The organism is Paludisphaera sp., assembly GCF_037189885.1.
Classification (GTDB): Bacteria; Planctomycetota; Planctomycetia; order Isosphaerales; family Isosphaeraceae; genus Paludisphaera.
The window spans coordinates 21,603-39,936 of sequence record NZ_JBBCIR010000002.1; the positions used below are offsets into that span (position 1 = coordinate 21,603).

The window sequence follows — 18,334 nt, forward strand, 5'->3', positions numbered from 1 at the left end:
TTGGACGGAGGGCCAAGCATGACGCGTCGATTCGGGCTGCTGGGATTGTTGTGGGCCGCGGTCGCGGCCGTGGCGATCGGTGACGACGACGCGGCGGAGCTGCCGCCGGCCGCGACGCGCGAGGTCGACTTCGCGCGCGACGTCGCCCCGCTGCTGGAGCGGAGCTGCCTCGCCTGCCACGGCGCGACCAAGCACCGGGCGGGGCTGTCGCTCCACACCCGCGAGAAGGCCATGACCGGCGGCGATTCCGGCCCGGTCATCGTCCCGGGCGAGTCGGCCGAGAGCCTGCTCATCGAGGCCGCCGCGCGGGTCGACGAGATCACCGCGATGCCCCCGGAAGGCTCCGGCGACCCCCTGACCGCCGAGGAGGTCGGCATCCTCCGCGCCTGGATCGACCAGGGGGCGAAGTGGGCCGACGTCGAGGATTCGACCGCCGAGGGACACGCCCCCAAGCACTGGGCGTTCATCCCGCCGAAGCCCCCCGCCGTCCCGGCCGTCGTTAACGCGGACGCGGTCCGCAACCCCATCGACGCCTTCGTCCAGGCGCGGCTGGAGGAGGAAGGCGTGGAGCCCGCCCCCGAGGCCGACCGCCGCGCGCTGATCCGTCGCCTGAGCCTGGATCTCGTCGGCCTGCCGCCGACGCCCGAGGAGATCGACGCCTTCCTCGCCGACAACCGTCCCGACGCCTACGAGCGCCTGGTCGACCGCCTGCTGGACTCCCCCCGCCACGGCGAACTCTGGGCCCGCCACTGGCTCGACCGCGCCCGGTACGCCGACACCAACGGCTACGAGAAGGACCGCGAGCGCTCCATCTGGCCGTATCGCGACTGGGTGATCCGCGCCATCAACGCCGACATGCCCTTCGACCGCTTCACCGTCGAGCAGATCGCCGGGGATCTCCTGCCGGATCCCACCCCCGACCAGATCACCGCGACCGGCTTCCATCGCAACACGATGATCAACGAGGAAGGGGGCATCGACGTCGAGGAGTTCCGCTTCGCCGCCGTCGTCGACCGCGTCCAGACCACCGGCGCCGCCTGGCTCGGCCTGACCGTCCAGTGCGCGCAGTGCCACACGCACAAGTACGACCCGATCACCCAGCGCGAGTATTACCAGTTCTTCGCCTTCCTGAATAACGCCGACGAGCCCGAGGTCGACCTGCCCGACCCGGAGATCGCCGCGCGGCGGGAGGCGATCGAGGCCCGGGCCCTCGCGATGGAGGCCGAACTCCCCGGCCGCTACCCGGCCGAGGGGCCGGAGTCGCTGGCTTCGAAGATGGAGGCGTGGGAGGCTTCGATCCATCCGGTCCGCTGGACCGTGACACCCCCGGTGGAGGTCGTCTCGCGCAAGGGCGCGACGATGACCGTCCGGCCCGACGCCTCGGTGCTGGTCTCCGGGGACAAGCCGAACAACGACGTTTACGAGGCGACCCTCAAGACCGATCTGAAGGCGACCGCGATCCGCCTGGAAGTCCTGCTCGACCCGAGCCTGCCGGAGAACGGCCCCGGCCGCGCGCCGCTGTTCTCCGTGGGGGACTTCCTGCTGACCGAGGTGGAGGCGACCGCCCGCCCCGAGGGCTCGACCGAGGAGCCCAGGCCGTTGAAGTTCGCCCGGGCCACCGAGAGCTTCGCCGCGAAGGGCCGGTCCGCGGCGATGGCCGTCGACGGCGTGCCCGACACCGGCTGGAGCATCGCCGGGGGCGTCGGCAAGCCGCACGCCGCGGTGTTCGAGCTGGCCGACGCGCTCGACGGCGGCCCGACCGAGATCCACCTGACGCTCCGCCAGGAGTTCATCCACCAGACGACCATCGGCCGGTTCCGCCTCTCCGTGGCCGACGCCCGCCCCGTCGCGGCCTCGGGCCCGCCGGCGGAGATCGAGGAGATCCTGCTCGTCGAGGCCCCGGAACGCTCGGCCGAACAGGTCCGGGCGCTGACGGGCCATTACCTGTCGATCGCCCCCGAGCTGGCCGAGGCCCGCAAGCCGATCGACGAGTTGCGGGCGTCGAAGCCGAGGTTCCCGACGACCATGGTGATGCGCGAGCGCGACCCCGAGCACGCGCGGACCACCCGCATCCACAAGCGCGGCGAGTTCCTCCAGCCGGGCGACCCCGTCGAGCCCGGCGTGCCCGCCGTGCTCCATCCGCTGCCGTCGGACGCGCCTCGCGACCGGCTGACGTTCGCCCGCTGGCTGGTCGCCCCCGAGAACCCGCTGGTCGGCCGCGTCGTGATGAATCAGCTCTGGCAGACGTACTTCGGGCGCGGCCTGGTGACGACGCCCGAGGACTTCGGCACGCAGGGCGAGGAGCCGACGCATCCCGAATTGCTCGACTGGCTGGCGACCGAGTTCCCCCGCCGCGGCTGGAGCATGAAGGCCATGCATCGGCTGATCGTCACGAGCGCGGCCTATCGCCGGGACAGCCGCGCGACGCCCGAGCAGGTCGCCCGCGACCCGAGGAACGAGCTGCTGGCGCGCGGGCCGCGGTTCCGCGTCGGGGCCGAGACGATCCGCGACGTGGCGCTCGCCGCCGCCGGCCTGCTCGACGGCCGCGTCGGCGGCCCGAGCGTGAAGCCCCCCCAGCCCGAGGGGGCGACCACGCTGGCCTACGGCCAGGAGCCCTGGACGCCCAGCGTGGGGGCCGACCGCTACCGTCGCGGCCTCTACACGTTCATCAAGCGGACGGCCCCGTTCGCCGCGTTCGCCACGATGGACGCCCCCACGCCCGAGGTCGTCTGCACCCGCCGCGAGCGCTCCAACACGCCGCTCCAGGCGCTCGTGCTGCTCAACGACGTCGTCTTCGTGGAGGCGGCCCAGGCGCTCGGCCGTCGGATCGTCCGCGAGGCCGACACGCCCGAGGCCCGCGTCGAGCGCGGGTTCCTCCTGGCGCTCGGCCGTCCCCCGCGCGACGAGGAGCGGGCCCGCGTCCTGGCCTACCACGAAGCCCAGCTCGCCCGCTTCCGCGACGGCGGCCTCGACGCCGCGAAGCTCGCCGGCGCGAGCCTAGAAAAGCCGCCGACCCCCCTGCTCGCCCCCCCGGAGGGGGTCGACGCGACCGAGCTGGCCTCCTGGACGGCCGTCGCCCGCGTGATCCTGAACCTGGACGAGGCGGTGACGAAAGAGTGAGGTGACCTCATGGACCCCGAAGAGATCCGCCGGGCGAGGCCCGACCACCCGATCGCCGACCTGATCGCCCATCGCTGGAGCCCCTACGCCTACGCCGACCGGCCCGTCTCCGACGAGGACCTGCGCTCCCTGTTCGAAGCGGCGCGCTGGGCCGCCTCGTCGTACAACGAGCAGCCCTGGTCGTACATCGTCGCCACCAAGGCCGACCCGGAGGCGTACGGGAAGGTCTTCTCGTGCCTCAACGAGGGGAACCGGGCCTGGGCCGGCGCGGCGCCGGCGCTGGCGATCGGCTGCGCGAGCCTGAACCACGCGCGCAACGGCAAGCGGAACGAGGCGGCCGAGCACGACCTGGGCTCGGCGAGCGCCAGCCTGGCGCTCCAGGCGATCGCGCTGGGGATGCACGTCCATCAGATGATCGGCATCCTCCCCGACCGCGTCCGCGAGGTCTTCCGCGTCCCCGAGGGGGTCCGCCCGCTCACCGGCATCGCCATCGGCTACCTCGGCGACCCGGACGCGCTCCCGGAGAATCTCCGCCCTCGCGACCTCACCCCCAAGGGGCGGAAGCCGCTCGCAGAGTTCGTCTTCGGCGGGGCGTGGGGCGAGAAGTCGTCGATCGTGGGCTGATCCGCGCGGGCGGCGCCCTCGGGTCCGAAAACGGCCAGACTCGGGGCCGGGCCGGCCCTATGATTCGGCCATGGAACTCGAACCGGACTCCTGCTATCGGGCCCTGTCCGCCCGCGACCCGCGCTTCGACGGGGTGTTCTTCGTCGGGGTCACGTCGACCGGCGTCTACTGCCGGCCGATCTGCCCGGCGCGGACGCCGGGGCGCGACCGCTGCCGGTTCTACCCGGCGGCGGCGGCGGCCGAGCGCGAGGGCTTCCGCCCCTGCCGGCGCTGCCGCCCCGAGCTGGCGCCGGGGGCCGCGCCGGTGGACGCCGTGGGCCGGACCGCCCGGCTGGCCGCGTCCCGGATCGTCGCCGGGGCCATGGACGGGGGCGGGCTCGAAGCCCTGGCCCGCGAGATGGGCGTCGGCCCGCGCCACCTCCGTCGCGCGATCCGCCGCGAGCTGGGCGTCTCGCCGGTGGAGCTGGCCCAGACGCATCGGCTGCTGCTGGCCAAGCAACTGCTGACCGACACGTCGATGCCGATCATCGACGTCGCTTTCTCCAGCGGCTTCGCCAGCCTCCGGCGGTTCAACGCCCTGTTCCGGGCGCGGTATCGGCTCGCCCCCGGCGACCTCCGCAAGTCGGCCGGCGGCGGGGCGCCGGCCCCGGACGGCCGGATCCGCCTGACCCTCGCCTACCGCCCCCCCCTCGCCTGGGACGCCATGCTCGACTTCCTGCGGGCGCATACTGTCGCGGGGGTCGAGTGGGTGACGGGCGACGCCTACCTGCGCACCGTGGACGTCGGCGGGGGCGGCTGGATCCGGGTCGAGCCGGCCCCTCGCCGGCACGCGCTTGCGGTCGACCTGCCGATCGCCGCGGCCCGCGGCCTCCCGGGGCTCCTGGCCCGGCTCCGCCGGCTGTTCGACCTCGACGCGGCCCCCGGCGCGATCGACGAGCATCTCTCGCGCGACGCCGCGATGCGCGAGGACGTCGGGCGGACGCCCGGCCTGCGCGTCCCGGGCGCGTTCGACCCCTTCGAGCTGGCGGTCCGCGCCGTGCTGGGCCAGCAGGTCTCGGTCCGAGGGGCGACGACGCTCTCCGGCCGGTTCGCCCGCGCCTTCGGCGAGCCGGCGCAAACCCCCTTCCCGGAGCTGGACCGCCTCAGCCCCGCGCCCGGGCGCCTCGCCGGCGCGACGGTCGACGAGCTGGCCGCCCTGGGGCTGATCCGCGCCCGCGCGGAGTGCATCCGGGCCCTGGCCACGGCGGCGCGCGACGGGACGCTGTCGCTCGAACCGGGCCCCGACCCGGAGGCCGACCTGGCGCGGCTGACGTCGATCCCGGGCATCGGCCCCTGGACCGCCCGCTACATCGCCATGCGGGCCTGGCGCTGGCCCGACGCCTTCCCCCACCACGACCTCGTCCTGCGGAAAGCCCTGAACGCGCGCTCGCCCGCCGAGGCCCTGGCCGCGGCCGAGCCCTGGCGGCCCTGGCGGGCTTACGCCGTCATGCACCTCTGGCGAAGATTGACGGCCCCTTGAAGGAGGATCCGATGGACCCGACCGTCTGGTACGCGACCCTGCCCAGCCCCGTGGGCGCCCTGCTCCTCCTGTCGGACGGCGAGGCGCTGACGGGACTGTACACCGAGGGGCATCGTCTCCCCCCGGCCGTCGGCCCGTCGTGGCGGCGCGACCCGGGGCCATTCCGGGCGGCGGAGGCGCGGCTGCTCGCCTACTTCGACGGCGAGGCCCGTCCATTCGACATCCCCCTGGCGCCCCGGGGGACCGACTTCCAGCGCGCCGTCTGGGCCGCGCTCCGCGAGATCCCCTTCGGCGATCGGATCAGCTACGGCGAGCTGGCGCGGCGGCTCGGGCGTCCGGCGGCGAGCCGGGCGGTGGGCCGCGCCAACGGGCTCAACCCGATCTCGATCCTCGTCCCGTGCCACCGCGTCGTCGGCTCCGGCGGCGCGCTCACGGGGTACGCCGGCGGCCTCGAATGCAAGCGGCTCCTCCTCGAACACGAGGCCCGGCGCGTGGCCGAGGCTCGCCATGGTCGGGCCGTTCGCATGTCGGGATAATGGTCGGCGCGGCCATCGCGGCCCCAGCGGGCCCGGGCGGGACCTCGCTCATGGAGACGCCGGGGATGCGGAAGCGGGCGCGGTGGACGTCTTGTGTGTTGGTCCTGTCGGGCGTGGTGGGCTGCCTTCGCCCGCCGTCCGACCGGCCGCTGACGACCGCGGACCTGAACAGGCTGGCGGCAAGCCGATCCATCAACGCCAGCCTGGAGCGGACTCGCGATCACTCCACCGTCTCTTTCGGCGGCGACGCGTTCAATACGGCGTCGAAGGTGCTGCGGTCGATGGCTCCGGTGATCTCCAGCGACACCGCCGTCGGCGACATCAAGCCGGAATACGTCTTCGCGTTCCAGTCCGGGCGCGACCCGATCGTGTTCAACATCCGCGTGCGTGGCGATGCGCTTTGCTATCGGGTTGGGATTACGGATTACCGAGGGGGCGACGCGAAGGAGTTCCTGAGCGTCGCGGAAGACCTGCTTCGATGAAGGTGGCCGGCCCGCTCGCATGATGCGATAATGGTCGGGGCGGGGGGATCCCCCCGCCGGGTCGACGAAGGAGGGCCGCACGGTGTCTGGAAACCCCCATCTCGAACGAGTCGCGGCGTGGAACCTCGCGCGGACGCGGAGGCACTTCTTCCGCGACTGCGGCGTGGGCGTCGGCAAGATGGCGCTGGCGTCGCTCATGATGCGGGGGCAAGGGCGCTCGCGCGCGGCCGACGTGGTCTCCTCGGCCGATCCGCTCGCGCCCCGGCCGCCCCACTACGCGCCGAAGGCCAAGCGCGTCATCCACCTGTTCATGGCCGGCGCCCCCAGCCAGCTCGACCTGTTCGACCCCAAGCCCGAGCTGACCCGGCACGACGGCAAGCCGATCCCCGCCGAGGTGGTCAAGGACCAGCGCTACGCCTTCATCCGGCCCGACGCCAGCCTGATGTCGTCGCGATACCGCTTCTCGCGCCACGGCGGATGCGGCGCCGAGCTGTCGGAGATGCTGCCCCACACGGCGAAGATCGTGGACGACATCGCCATCGTCAAGTCGATGCACACCGACCAGTTCAACCACGCCCCGGCGCAGATATTCGTGCAGACGGGCTCCCCCTTCCCCGGCCGCCCCTGCATCGGGGCCTGGGCCGTGTACGGGCTGGGGAGCGAGTCGGCCGACCTGCCGGGGTTCGTCGTCCTCTCGTCCGGGGCGGGCCTCAGCGGCGGCGCGGCGCTGTGGTCCAGCGGCTTCCTCCCGACTTCGTTCCAGGGCGTCCCGTTCCGGTCGAAGGGGGACCCGATCCTCGACGTCGCCAGCCCGCCGGGCGTCGACCGCCGGTTCGACCGCGACACGCTCGACCTGATCCGCGACCTCAACCACGACCACCTCGCCGCCGTCGGCGACCCCGAGATCGCCACCCGCGTCAGCGCCTACGAGATGGCGTTCCGCATGCAGGCCAGCGCCCCCGACCTGATGGACCTCTCCGACGAATCCCCCGACACCCTCGCCATGTACGGCGCCGAGCCCGGCAAGCCCTCGTTCGCGCTGAACTGCCTGCTGGCGCGCCGGCTGGTCGAGCGCGGGGTCCGGTTCGTCAACCTGTTCCACGAGGGCTGGGACCACCACTCCGACGTCGCCGGCGGCCTGAAGCACCAGTGCGGCCAGACCGATCGCGGCTCCGCGGCGCTGGTGATGGACCTGAAGCGGCGCGGGCTGCTGGACGACACGCTGGTCGTCTGGGGGGGCGAGTTCGGCCGCACGCCGATGGTCGAATCCAACGCCGCGCTGGGCCGCAGCATGGGCCGCGACCATCACCCGCAGGCGTTCACCATGTGGCTCGCCGGCGGCGGGATCCGGGGGGGACAGACCATCGGCCGCACCGACGACCTGGGCTTCCACATCGTGGAAGACCCGATCCACGTCCACGACCTCCAGGCCACGCTGCTGCACCTGCTGGGCTTCGACCACACCCGGCTGACGTTCAAGTCCCAGGGGCGCCCGTTCCGCCTCACCGACGTCCACGGCGAGGTCGTCACGAAGCTGCTGGCGTAGCGGCGGCGGGGGGCTCGGGCTCGGCGCGTCGCCGGCGCGCCGTCGCCCCCAGGCCGACGGCCGCGGCGGCGCACAGGGCCACGAGCAAGTGGGCGAGGAGTCGCGCGCCTCGCTCGGTCGCCAGCGGTCGGTCGGTCTCGGCCAGGGGGAAGAGGACCGCGCCGGCCGCGCCGTGGAGGATCGCGGCGAGGACGCCGCCGCCCAGGGCGAGGAGGGCGAACCGAGGGGCCGCCCCGCGCCCGCCCAAGGCGAGCCCGAAGGCCGCGCCGGCCGCGGCGGCGACGGGGCCCCAGACGAGGGCCTGGGTCGCGGTGCCGATCAGGATCGGGTCGACGTCGAGTCGATCGCGCAGCCGGAGCGCGCCGGGGAGCAACCCCAGCGACAGGAGCCCGCCGACCAGGCCCCCGAGGACCAGCCCGGCCACGCCCGCCGAGATGCCCCGGCGGGGGCCGCCGCCGGCCATGCCCCCCGCCAGTCCCAGGAACAACCCCAGCGCCGCCCCCAGCCCGGCGAACGCCGCGGCCGACTCGCGGGCCATCGCCAGATCCCGCGCGGCGGGAGTCGGCAGGTCCGAGACGATCCCCTGGAACCGTCGCGCGACCCCCGCGGCCTCGAACGACCCATAAGTCGACTCGCCCACGACGAACGCCGACAGCCCGCCCGCCAGGCCGGCGAGCAGGCAGGCGACCAAAGTTGGATGCCCCCGCGACGGGTCGCCCGATCCCGTGCCTTCCGCCATGATCGTGGCCTCGCGAAAGTAGGCCCAGGCCCCGGCGGATCCCGCGACGGGCGGCCTTAAGAGGGGTGAGGCCGATGGTGCCGGTTGTCGGATTTCGACACCTGGCCGATGTCGCCCCTTGCTATCGGAAACTGTCTCTTATACTCTGCCCTCATGCGAGTCTAGCAGTCTAGAGGTTTCCGCGCCCCGGCCGGGCGAGATCGGCCGTGGGGCGTCGGGGGCGGTCGACGCTCCGTCGGATCGAACATGATGCCAGTCATGTGATCCCAGGATCCGGCGACGCGATCGACCCATCATCCGGGGGATGCTCCCTTCCCCGTGCGTCTCGGTGTCGTCGCGCAGTCGGTGGGCCGCGGGCCCACTCCATCGCTATTTTCACGGTCGGCCCCGCATCGGGAGCCGCGCGGCCCGGCATTGCCGGCGCGCGGGCGTCCTCGATCGCGCCCGACGGGAGAAAGGATAATTCCAGACATGCACGCCAGGAAGACGGTGGGAATCCTGACCGGCGCGTTCGCCCTGGTCGCCTCCGGCGCGATCCTCGTCGCCCTGCCGGGCTGCGGCGGGGACGACGCCGCCACGATCGAGCAGGAGAAGCCGCTCCAGGAGGAATTGAAAGGCTCGATGGAGTACATGCAGCAGCAGTATTCGAAGAAGGGCAAGTCCAGGGGCTGAGCCCGCGCCCGGGTCGCGTCGCCATGGGCTAGCCGGCGGGCGGTCCGGATATTCGTGGCCGGTCATCGGCGGAAATCGTTATTCTCGCGTCGTTTCCGTCCCGCGCCATTGTCCTCGTTCCCTTCCCTCCTCCGTATCCTATCGACAAGAGGAAATCGCATGATCCCGTGTACTCGTCGCGATCGGGGATTCACCCTGATCGAGCTTTTGGTGGTGATCGCGATCATCGCGGTCCTGATCGCCCTGCTGCTCCCGGCCGTCCAGGCGGCCCGCGAGGCGGCCCGGCGCGCCCAGTGCATCAACAACCTCAAGCAGCTTGGCCTGGGGATGCACAACTACCATTCGGCGCACAACTCGTTCCCCATGGGAGTGTCGGCGACCTACAACTCCGCCAATCCCGCCGCCAACAACGGGAATGCTTGCATCCAGTGGGCGGGGTGGAGCGCGCAGTCCTTGCTGCTCGGCTACATGGAGCAGACGCAGGTCTACAACGCCATCAACTTCAACTTCGACCCGATCCTGGCGGGCGGCGAGCAGATCAACGGCACCGCATGGCGGACGAAGCTGACGTTCCTGCTCTGCCCGTCGGACTCCAACGCGGGCCGGACCTACCACAACTCCTACTACGCCAGCCGCGGCACCAGCATGAACGGCGACGGGGGGTCGGCGAGCGGGGCGCCGCCCAACTGCGGCGGCGTCCGGAGCAGCGGCCTGTTCACCTATCAGATGACCTACGGCGTCGCCGATTGCCCGGACGGCACGTCGAACACCATCGCCTTCGGCGAGGGCCTCGTCGGCACCGGCGTCGGCCGCGCCACGCCCTACAACACCGGCACCAACCTGCCGGACGGCACCGGCGGCCTCGACGGCGACCTCACCGACGCCTACAACTTCATGACCATGGGCGAGGTGGCGCCCGGCGCGCTTGTCGGCGCCCGACTCCAGGTCTGCAACGACCGCTTCCGCCAGGCCACCGCCGGCAACGGCCTCTCGAGCGACCATGGCCGGCACTGGGGCTGGGGCTGCGAGGGGTGGACGATGTTCAGCACGATCGTCCCGCCCAACTCGACGCAGTACCAGTGGCGTAGCTGCCGCTTCGGCTGCGGAGGGTGCCCCATCGAGTCCACCGACCACGCCAACATCACCAACGCCAACAGCAACCACTCCGGCGGCTCGAACTTCGTGTTCGCCGACGGCTCGGCCCGCTTCGTCAAGAGCAGCGTCTCGATGGCCACCTACTGGGCCCTCGGCACCCGCGCCGGCGGCGAGGTCGTCAGCTCCGACAGCTACTGATCCGATCTAGCAGCGGCCCCATCGGGCCGTGACCGGTCAACCTCATCGCCGGCCCGCCGCCGTCCTCGCGACCGCGGCGGGTCGGCGTTTTTCGTGTCCGGCGCGGGCGACCTTCGCCTCGCGGCCGGGCGCGAGCGATCTTCCCTCACGACGCGACGCGTGGGGGCGAGGCCTTGGCCCGTCGACGGAACTCGGAAGCCATGCGGGTCGCCTTGCGATCGCATGGCCGTCGTGGGAGTCCCTGCCTATTGAACCGATTCCGAATTTCCAAGGAGCGTGGTCGCCGAACGTCCGTAATGTACGCGGCGGCGGGCAGGAAATCTCATGATTTCGAAAAAAATTGTGGAAATTCGCGTCGGGGATCACGCGCATGCGAGCTAGTGCCAGGCCGAATCGAGCGGCCGGCCCGATACGCATCCAGCCCGTCGGGCGGGGTGGGACATCGGATCGGTGGACATGGCAACAATTTACGGCATGCCGCGCCAAAGCTTCATCCGCGTTCGGAAGACCCTCGCCCGCCGCTGACGCGGCTACCCGTTCCCTAGAGGAGAGGGGATGAATAGGACATCTGGGTCATCCTGAAGCCGGTCCACTTCGGTCGGACTCTGGGCCGGTGAGCCGTGGCCTTGCCCGTGGCCGGTGGGAGGGGGAACTCGCGTTCGATGAGCCGGCGTGATTACCGGCCCTTCGTCCCCCCCCCCGGTGGGAGGGGGGGACGCGCGTTGGCGTCGGGCGCGTCACCGGCGGGGGCTCAGTGCCCCGCGCCGTGGGCGTGGCCGGCGTGGTCGCCGCGGAACAGCGGGTGGGACGGGTCGCCGGCGGCGGCGATGTAGGCGATGAGGTCCAGGATCTCCTCGCGGGTCAGCTTGTCGAGCAGGCCCCTGGGCATGAGGGAGATCTTCGACTGGACCCTGTCGGCGACCTCGTCCGCGGCGATCGCGCGGGCCTCGGCGCTGATCAGGGGGTTCTCGACGATCTGGATCGCCTCGGGGGTCTCGCCGACGATCAGGCCGGTCACGACCTGGCCGGAATCCAGCTCGATCGCGTGGGAGACGAACTTCTCGTTGATGCTGGCCGAGGGGTCCAGGATGTTCCTGAGCAGGTCGGCCGGGCCCTGCTTCGGGTCGAGGTTCGCCAGGTCCGGGCCGAACTCCTTGCCGACGCCCTCGAGCTGGTGGCACGCCGAGCACGAGGCGAGCTGGAACAGCGTCCGCCCGTTCTGGAACGAGCGGCCGACGCCCGCGCCGGCGGCGTCGGCGCCGGGCTCGAGCTGGGCCAGCGACGCCGCGAGGTCCTCGAAGGTCCACTCGGTGCGCGGGCGGGTCGACTTCAGCAGCTCGTCGGCGATCGGCAGGGGGTGGGCGGCGAGGTAGCCCTCGGGCGAGGCCAGGTACTCGTCCAGGTCCTCCACGACGTAGAGAGCGCCGTACATCCTGCGCCAGTGGCCGGGATAGGTGCAGACGTAGGGGAGGACGCCCGGGGTCGTCGGCGCGGTGAAGGCGATGCGCTCGACCTCGCCGGGCTGGAGCAGCTTGCTCGCCAGGATGATCTTGTCCGAGGGCGGGACGTACTGCCGCTTCATGGCGTCGGGCTGGAGCCCCGTCGCCTCGGCCAGGTCGCCGACCTCCTCGAGCGAGCCGGCCTGGGTGATGACGAAGTTGTGCGGCATCACGTCGACGTTCTCGAAGACGAACTCGACGGGCTTGCCGGCCTGGACGACGATCCGGTCGACGTCGTAACGCATCTGCTCCAGCACCGTGCCGACCCGGATCGCCCGGACGCCCAGGTCTCCCAGGGCCTTGCGGACGGCCTTGGCGCGATCGGCCGGCAGGCGCGAGGCGACCATGTCGCCGAGCTGCAAGGCGTCGAGCGCGGCGGGGGAGCGACGATCGGCGACGGGGACCTTGGCGACCTCGGCCAGCAGGGCGTCGGCCAGCGGGGCCAGGGCGTCGTCGGGCCAGGTGGCGGGGGGCAGCTTCTGGATCGCGGCGATGGCGGCGCGGCGGTCGACCGGCTCCCCTTCGCGGACGAACCTGGCCAGGGCGCGGAACGTGTCGGCCTCGTGGCCGCGCATGGTGGTCAGGGCGTCCATCGCGGCCCGGCGGACCAGGCCGGCGAGGCCGCCGCCGTCGTACTCGAAGCGGGCCGAGGGCTCCGGCGCGGGGTTTCCGGCCTTGCGGTCGACGACCTCCCGGGACGAGTCGAGCACGGTCAGCTCGAAGTCGCGGAGGCGGCGACCCAGCTCGCCCTCGGTCCGGTTGTGGACGACGATCGCCTCGATGGGGTACTCGGCGCCGAGGTCGACCTCCCACCAGGGGGCGTCGGTCTGCTCCTCGGTGTGGGTCTGCCCGCCGTCGCCGTAGGCGCCGGAGGCGTTGCCGTCGATGGCGCGCGAGGCGTCGCCGCCGCTGGCCGTGTTCTTCTGGGTCGCCTTGCCGCCGCGGGCGACGTTGCGGCCGTCGGCGATCACCTCCACCTCGGCCAGCGTGAGCGTCCCCTTGCGCGGCAGGGCGATCCGGACGAACCGGCCGAGCGCCCCCTTCCGGCCCGTGTCGGGGGAGGTCGCGGTCAGCAGCGGCTCGACCTTCGGATACAGCCCGGAGCGGACGATCGGGTCGCGGATCAGCGGGGCGGCGGCGAGGAAGTCGCGCAGCGACGAGACCGAATTCGAGGCGAGGGCCCACGCGGCGTCGGGCGAGCCGTCGGCCGCGACGATCGCCGCGAGGCCGATCCGGCGGGCGATGGGGGACTTGCCCGTCGTCGCCAGCGCCTCGACCTCGCCGCGGACCTCGGCCAGCTCGGCGCGGTCGCACTCGCCCAGCAGGCGGGCCAGCTCCATCGCGACGCCGTCGTCCACCGCCGCGGCGCCCTCGGCGTCGCGGGCGGTCAGGTCCTCCACCAGCACCCGCGCCGGCGCCTTGCCGACGAGCGCGGCGAGATCCGCCAGCGCCTTGCGGCGCTCGTCCTCGGAGACGCCGGGGCGCAGGAGGACTTCCCGCAGCACGGGGGCCGTCCGCTTCATCCTCAGGAGGTTGTCGGTCGACGCGCGGTCGAGGAAGTACCGCGCCGCGACCTCGCTCCGGAACTCGATCGAGCGGCCCTCCCGGAGGGCCCGCCGGACGACGGGCTCCAGCGCGCGGAGGGTCTCGCCGCGGGCGTAGTCCAGGTAGTAGTCGGTCGGGCTCTCGGCGGTGGTCAGGGCGACGTCCAGCGCGTCGGGCTCTTCGAAGAAGCTCGCGGCTCGCACGACCTCCAGCCGGACGCGCGGGTGCTCGTCGCGGGCCAGCTCGCGGAGGACGTCGAGCGCCTCGGGGACGCGGTCGCGCCAGCAGCAGAGGACGCGGGTCGCGGCGGCGCGGGCCCGGAAGTCGGGCGAGGCCAGGCAGCGCTTCAGCAGCTCCAGGTCGACCACGTCATACGTCTGGTGGACCCAGAGGGCCTCCAGGACGTGATGCTCCAGGTCGGCGGAGTTGGGGTCGAGGTTGCCGACCCAGGCGGCCAGCGCGGGGAGGACGTCGTCGGCGGGGCGGGCGCAAAGCTCGGCCTTGGCCCGGTAGCGGACGCGGTCCTCGGGGGACTTCAGCAGCTCCAGCAGCTCGGGGATCGTCGCGCCGGCGATCCTGGCGGGGGGGGCGAGCGGCCGGCCCTCGTGCGTCACCCGGTAGACGCGGCCGTGCTCGGCGTCGCGGCTGGGGTCGCGGAGGTTGTGCTGCATGTGGCCGATCAGCGGGTTGTGCCAGTCCAGGAAGTAGATCGCGCCGTCCGGGCCGACCTCGATGTCCGACGGCCGGAAGTTCGGGTCGGACGAGAAGACGATCGGGTCTTGCTCGACGGCCGTGAAGCCGGAGCCGTCGTCCTCGTACCTGTAGCGGTGGATCCCCTGGAAGCCGATCACGTTGGCGATCAGCAGGTCCCCTTGCCAGTCGTCGGGGAAGTGGACGCTGGAGAGGATCTCGGTGCCGGCGCAGGGGCGGGTGCGCTGCTGGAAGTAGGGCTTCATCGAGCCGTGCTTCTCGGGGAAGTTCAGGTGTCCGGAGAAGGCGGCGGCGAAGTAATTGACGTTGCCGGTGCCGTCGGTGACGAAGTCCTGGCCCCAGCGGTCGAAGACGTGGCCGTGCGGGTTGGCGAACGGGTAAGTGACGTGGACGTCGATCTTCTGGGACCGCGGCTCATACCGGAAGACGCCGGCGTTGGCCAGGCGGACGGGGGGGCCGTGGGGCGTCTCGATCTGCGAGTGGTGGAACGTCCCCTCCTGGAAGTAGACGTCGCCGCCGGGGCCCGTGCGGAAGCTGTTGGACGTGTGGTGGGTGTCCGCCGAGTCGATACCGCTCAGGACGCGGACGCGCTCGTCGGCCCGGTCGTCGCCGTCGGTGTCCTTCAGCAGCATGATGTCCGGGGCCTGGGCGACCAGGACGCCCTGGGGGACGATCTCGAACCCGGTGGGGCAGTGCAGGTCGTCGGCGAAGGTGGTCTGCTTGTCGGCCTTGCCGTCGCCGTCGGTGTCTTCCAGGATGATGATCTTGTCGTTGCGCGGCGACTTGGGGCGGTAGTGGGGGTAGGTGGGCCAGCAGGCGACCCACAGCCGGCCCTTCGCGTCGAAGGTCATCTGCACGGGCTTGGCCAGGTCGGGGAACTGCTCCTCGGACGCGAACAGGTTGACCTTCAGGCCCTGGCCGACGGTCATCTTGGCGATGGCCTCCTCGCCGCCGAGGTAGACGTGCTCGCCGTCGGGGCCGGGGCCCGGCTTGTTGGTGATGACCGGGATGAACGGCGGGGTGTTGGAGTCGTCGACCGGCCCGGGATCCTCGCCGGCGGCGATCGCCCAGATTCGACGGTCGCGATTGGCCGTCATCACGTCCAGCACTTCCATCTCGCGCTGGGCGACCTCGCGATTGGTCTGGTCGTTGACGAACGCGAGGTCGGCCCGGCCGCCGTAGATGGAATAGCCGTCGACGGTCCGGTAGCGGTTGAACCAGGTGTCCGACTTGTCCAGCACGGCCTGCCGGATCTTCTCGAACCGCTCGGGGTCGCGCTCATGGACGTCGCCGAAGACGGCGCGCTCGATGATCTCGGCGACGGCCCTGTCGCCCTCGGACGTCAGGTGGATCCCGTTGATGGTCAGGGGCCTGTCCACCCTGGCGTAGAGGTCGCGCGTGGGGTGGAACAGGTCGACGAAGGGGACTTCGTGGGCCCTGGCGACCTCGGCCATGATGGCCGTCACGCGCTCCAGGCGGGGGTTGATCTCCTTGCCGTCGGGGAGCGACGGGTCGCGGAGATCCTCGAAGGCGATCGGCGAGAACAGCACCAGCGCGGGGGCGGACTTGCCGTTGTACTTCTGGGCGAGCGTGTGCTTGACGAAGGCGTCGAGGTCGGCGCGGAACTTCTCCGGGTCCCCGTACGACTCGTTGTGGCCGAAGAAGGCGAGGACGACGTCGGTCTTGTTCCTCGTCAGCCACTCGTCGGGCGTCCCGAACGCGGCCGAGCGGAGGCGGACGGTGAGTTCGTCGCCGCTGAAGCCCAGGTTGCGGATCGTCAGGTTGTGGTCGGGGAACCGGCTGTGGGCGGTCGCCTCCAGCCAGCCGGTGTGCTGCATGCGATCGGCCAGGGTGTTGCCGATGATGCTGACGTGGGCTCCCCTGGGGAGTTCGGGGGGCCGACCGTCCTGGGCCGTGGCGGTCGATGCCGCCGTCGCCAGGATGCAGGCCGCGATCGACCCGACCACGACCTTCCAGACCCCGGCCGACCCCGCGCGTCGCCGCTTCCCGAATTGCGCCATCATGCCCGTCCCCGTTCCCGCGCCGCGAACGGCCGCCCGCCGAGGCCTTCCGGGCCCCGCGAACCGTACAGACGCCGTCGCTCCTCGCACGAGGCCCCATTGTCGATCGCCGACGGGCCGATTTCAATCAAGAATCCAACCCTCCGGTCCTTCCACGCCGGGCGTCGTCCGGGCCCCGCCCCCCTCCCCCGCGAGTCCCGGCCGACCGACCCTTGACCGGCCGCGCGGCCTCCGTCACACTCTCGCCGCGGGCGACGACGCTTGTAAGACGGCGGAAGGAGGGGGCCATGATCCGGCGACGGTTGGTGACGGCGGCGACCCTGGGCCTGGCGATGCTGTCGGGCATGGGCGAGGGGCGGGCGCAATCCACGGTGAAGATCGAGGGCCGGGTCGTCGACGCCGACGGCGAGCCCATCGCGGGCGCGGAGGTCGCCTCATTCTGGATCGTGGACGAGGAGACCGGCGAGGTGAAGTCGTATCACGGCGCGAAGACCGACGCCGACGGCCGGTTCGCCCTCAAGGAGGAAGCCTATGGCGATCAATTCACCCTGGCCGCCTATGACGCCGACCGCGCGCATGCCAGCCTGGCGGTCGTCCCCAAGGACGCCCTGGATAAGCCGGTGGAGATCCGCCTGGCCCCGGCCGTGCGCGTCCGCGGCAAGCTGGACAGCAAGGAGCTGGGCCATTTCCCGACCTGGGCCAACACCTACCTCAACACGACGCCCGGCGACGCCCGGGTCCTCCAGCGCGTCGTGAAGGACGGGGAGTTCTCCTTCGTCGCCCCGGCGGGCGACTACGTGATGGACGCCTATGGGAGCGACGTCCGGGGGGTGAAGAGGCCCCTGTCCCTCAAGCCCGACCTACCCGAGGTCGACCTGGGGACCATCGACCTCCCCGCGCAGGCCCTCGCGCTGATGAAGGGGAAGCCTTTCCCTCCGTGGAAGCTGGCCGACGCCCGGGGGGTGAAGAAAGATGTGACGATCGCCGATTTCCGCGGCAAGTGGGTCCTGATCGACGTCTGGGGCTACTGGTGCGGCCCTTGCGTCCGCCAGCTCGGCGAGCTGATCGACTTCTACGAGGAGCACGAGGCCGACCGCGACAAGTTCGAGATCCTCGCCCTCCACGACGGCTCCGTGAAGGATCTCGCCGAGATGGACGCGAAGACCGGGCCGGCGAAGAAGTCCGTCTGGCGCGGCCGCGACCTGCCGTTCCCGGTCCTGCTCGACGCCCCCGGCGATGAGGGGCGGGCCGGTCACGGCGCGACGGTCGACGCCCTCCAGGTCCAGGGGTTCCCCACGAGCCTCCTCGTCGACCCGGACGGCATCCTCATCGGCGAGTCGCACCCGCGGGAGTTGGCGAATAAGCTGCCGCCGATCCCCATGGCCCGCCGCGTCCCCCGGGCACTCGACCGCTACATTGCTCTGGGCACGGACTCGGTGTCGCTGAGGAAGACGCTTGAGTTCTTCTCCCGGATGGGCGACATCCCCATCATCATCGACGAGGAGTCGCTGAAGGCCGCCGGCGTGAGCCCCGACGAGCCGACCCGGCTGACGCTCGGGGCCGGGCTCTCGCTGCGGAGCTGGCTCGGGCTGACGCTCGACGCGCTGGGGCTGGACGTCAAGCCGGCCGAGGACGGCCTGCGCGTCGTCAAGGCCGATGGCCCGCGCGAGCAATCGCCGCACCAGCGGGCGACCAACCAGGCCATCGCGGAGAAGCTCGCGAAGCCGGGCTCGTTCGCGATCGAGGACGCCGAGCTTGAGGACGTCCCCGCCATCCTGGAGGCGCTGACCGGCGAGAGCTTCGTCCTCGACCCCGCCGCCCTCGGGGCCGGCCGCCTCGACCCCCACGCCCGCGTCACCGGGAAGGTGGAGGACGGGCCGCTGGACCGGGCGATCGAGGAACTCCTCGGGTCGATCGGCGCCCGCTACGTCATCCGCGACGAGGCGGTGCTGTTCACGAAGTGACGCGCCGGGGGCCGGCGGCCCGTCGTCGAAGTCGGGCGGACGGCCCCCGGCATCGCGAGGGCC

General features: G+C 72.0%; 11 protein-coding genes. 9 read left to right on the forward strand and 2 right to left on the reverse strand.

Annotation, left to right across the window (positions count from 1 at the left end):
* Positions 1-18 precede the first annotated feature (18 nt).
* From WG209_RS00300 to WG209_RS00325, 6 genes are all read left to right on the forward strand, one after another.
* A complete protein-coding gene (locus WG209_RS00300; protein WP_337172982.1) occupies positions 19-3,120 on the forward strand; it encodes a PSD1 and planctomycete cytochrome C domain-containing protein in 3,102 nt (1,033 codons plus the stop codon).
* A 9-nt stretch (positions 3,121-3,129) separates the two neighbouring features.
* Complete coding sequence (locus tag WG209_RS00305) at positions 3,130-3,744, forward strand: nitroreductase family protein (RefSeq protein WP_337172983.1); 615 nt, start codon at positions 3,130-3,132, stop codon at positions 3,742-3,744.
* 70 nt (positions 3,745-3,814) lie between these two features.
* Positions 3,815-5,263, forward strand: a complete 1,449-nt coding sequence (locus tag WG209_RS00310; protein ID WP_337172984.1) for an AlkA N-terminal domain-containing protein — start codon at positions 3,815-3,817, stop codon at positions 5,261-5,263.
* An 11-nt stretch (positions 5,264-5,274) separates the two neighbouring features.
* Entirely contained in the window at positions 5,275-5,799 is a 525-nt protein-coding gene (locus tag WG209_RS00315; protein WP_337172985.1) for a methylated-DNA--[protein]-cysteine S-methyltransferase, read from the forward strand.
* Between the two features lie 95 nt (positions 5,800-5,894).
* Complete coding sequence (locus tag WG209_RS00320) at positions 5,895-6,281, forward strand: hypothetical protein (RefSeq protein ID WP_337172986.1); 387 nt, start codon at positions 5,895-5,897, stop codon at positions 6,279-6,281.
* 82 nt (positions 6,282-6,363) lie between these two features.
* Positions 6,364-7,827: a DUF1501 domain-containing protein gene (locus WG209_RS00325; RefSeq protein ID WP_337172987.1), complete on the forward strand. Its 1,464-nt coding sequence runs from the start codon at positions 6,364-6,366 to the stop codon at positions 7,825-7,827.
* Here the strand turns inward: WG209_RS00325 and WG209_RS00330 are convergent.
* Positions 7,808-8,566 (reverse strand): hypothetical protein, encoded by a 759-nt coding sequence (locus WG209_RS00330; protein ID WP_337172988.1) that lies wholly within the window; start codon positions 8,564-8,566, stop codon positions 7,808-7,810. The two genes, WG209_RS00325 and WG209_RS00330, sit on opposite strands and share 20 nt — an antisense overlap.
* A gap of 471 nt (positions 8,567-9,037) precedes the next feature.
* On the opposite strand from WG209_RS00330, the gene WG209_RS00335 reads away from it, so the two are divergent.
* Entirely contained in the window at positions 9,038-9,238 is a 201-nt protein-coding gene (locus tag WG209_RS00335; RefSeq protein WP_337172989.1) for a hypothetical protein, read from the forward strand.
* 159 nt (positions 9,239-9,397) lie between these two features.
* A complete protein-coding gene (locus WG209_RS00340) occupies positions 9,398-10,531 on the forward strand; it encodes a DUF1559 domain-containing protein (protein WP_337172990.1) in 1,134 nt (377 codons plus the stop codon).
* A gap of 751 nt (positions 10,532-11,282) precedes the next feature.
* On the opposite strand, the gene WG209_RS00345 is transcribed toward WG209_RS00340, so the two are convergent.
* Positions 11,283-16,310 (reverse strand): PVC-type heme-binding CxxCH protein, encoded by a 5,028-nt coding sequence (locus WG209_RS00345; protein ID WP_337172991.1) that lies wholly within the window; start codon positions 16,308-16,310, stop codon positions 11,283-11,285.
* Positions 16,311-16,594: 284 nt separating this feature from the next.
* Between WG209_RS00345 and WG209_RS00350 the strand changes: the two genes are divergently transcribed.
* Entirely contained in the window at positions 16,595-18,271 is a 1,677-nt protein-coding gene (locus WG209_RS00350; protein ID WP_337172992.1) for a redoxin domain-containing protein, read from the forward strand.
* The last annotated feature ends 63 nt before the right edge of the window (positions 18,272-18,334 follow it).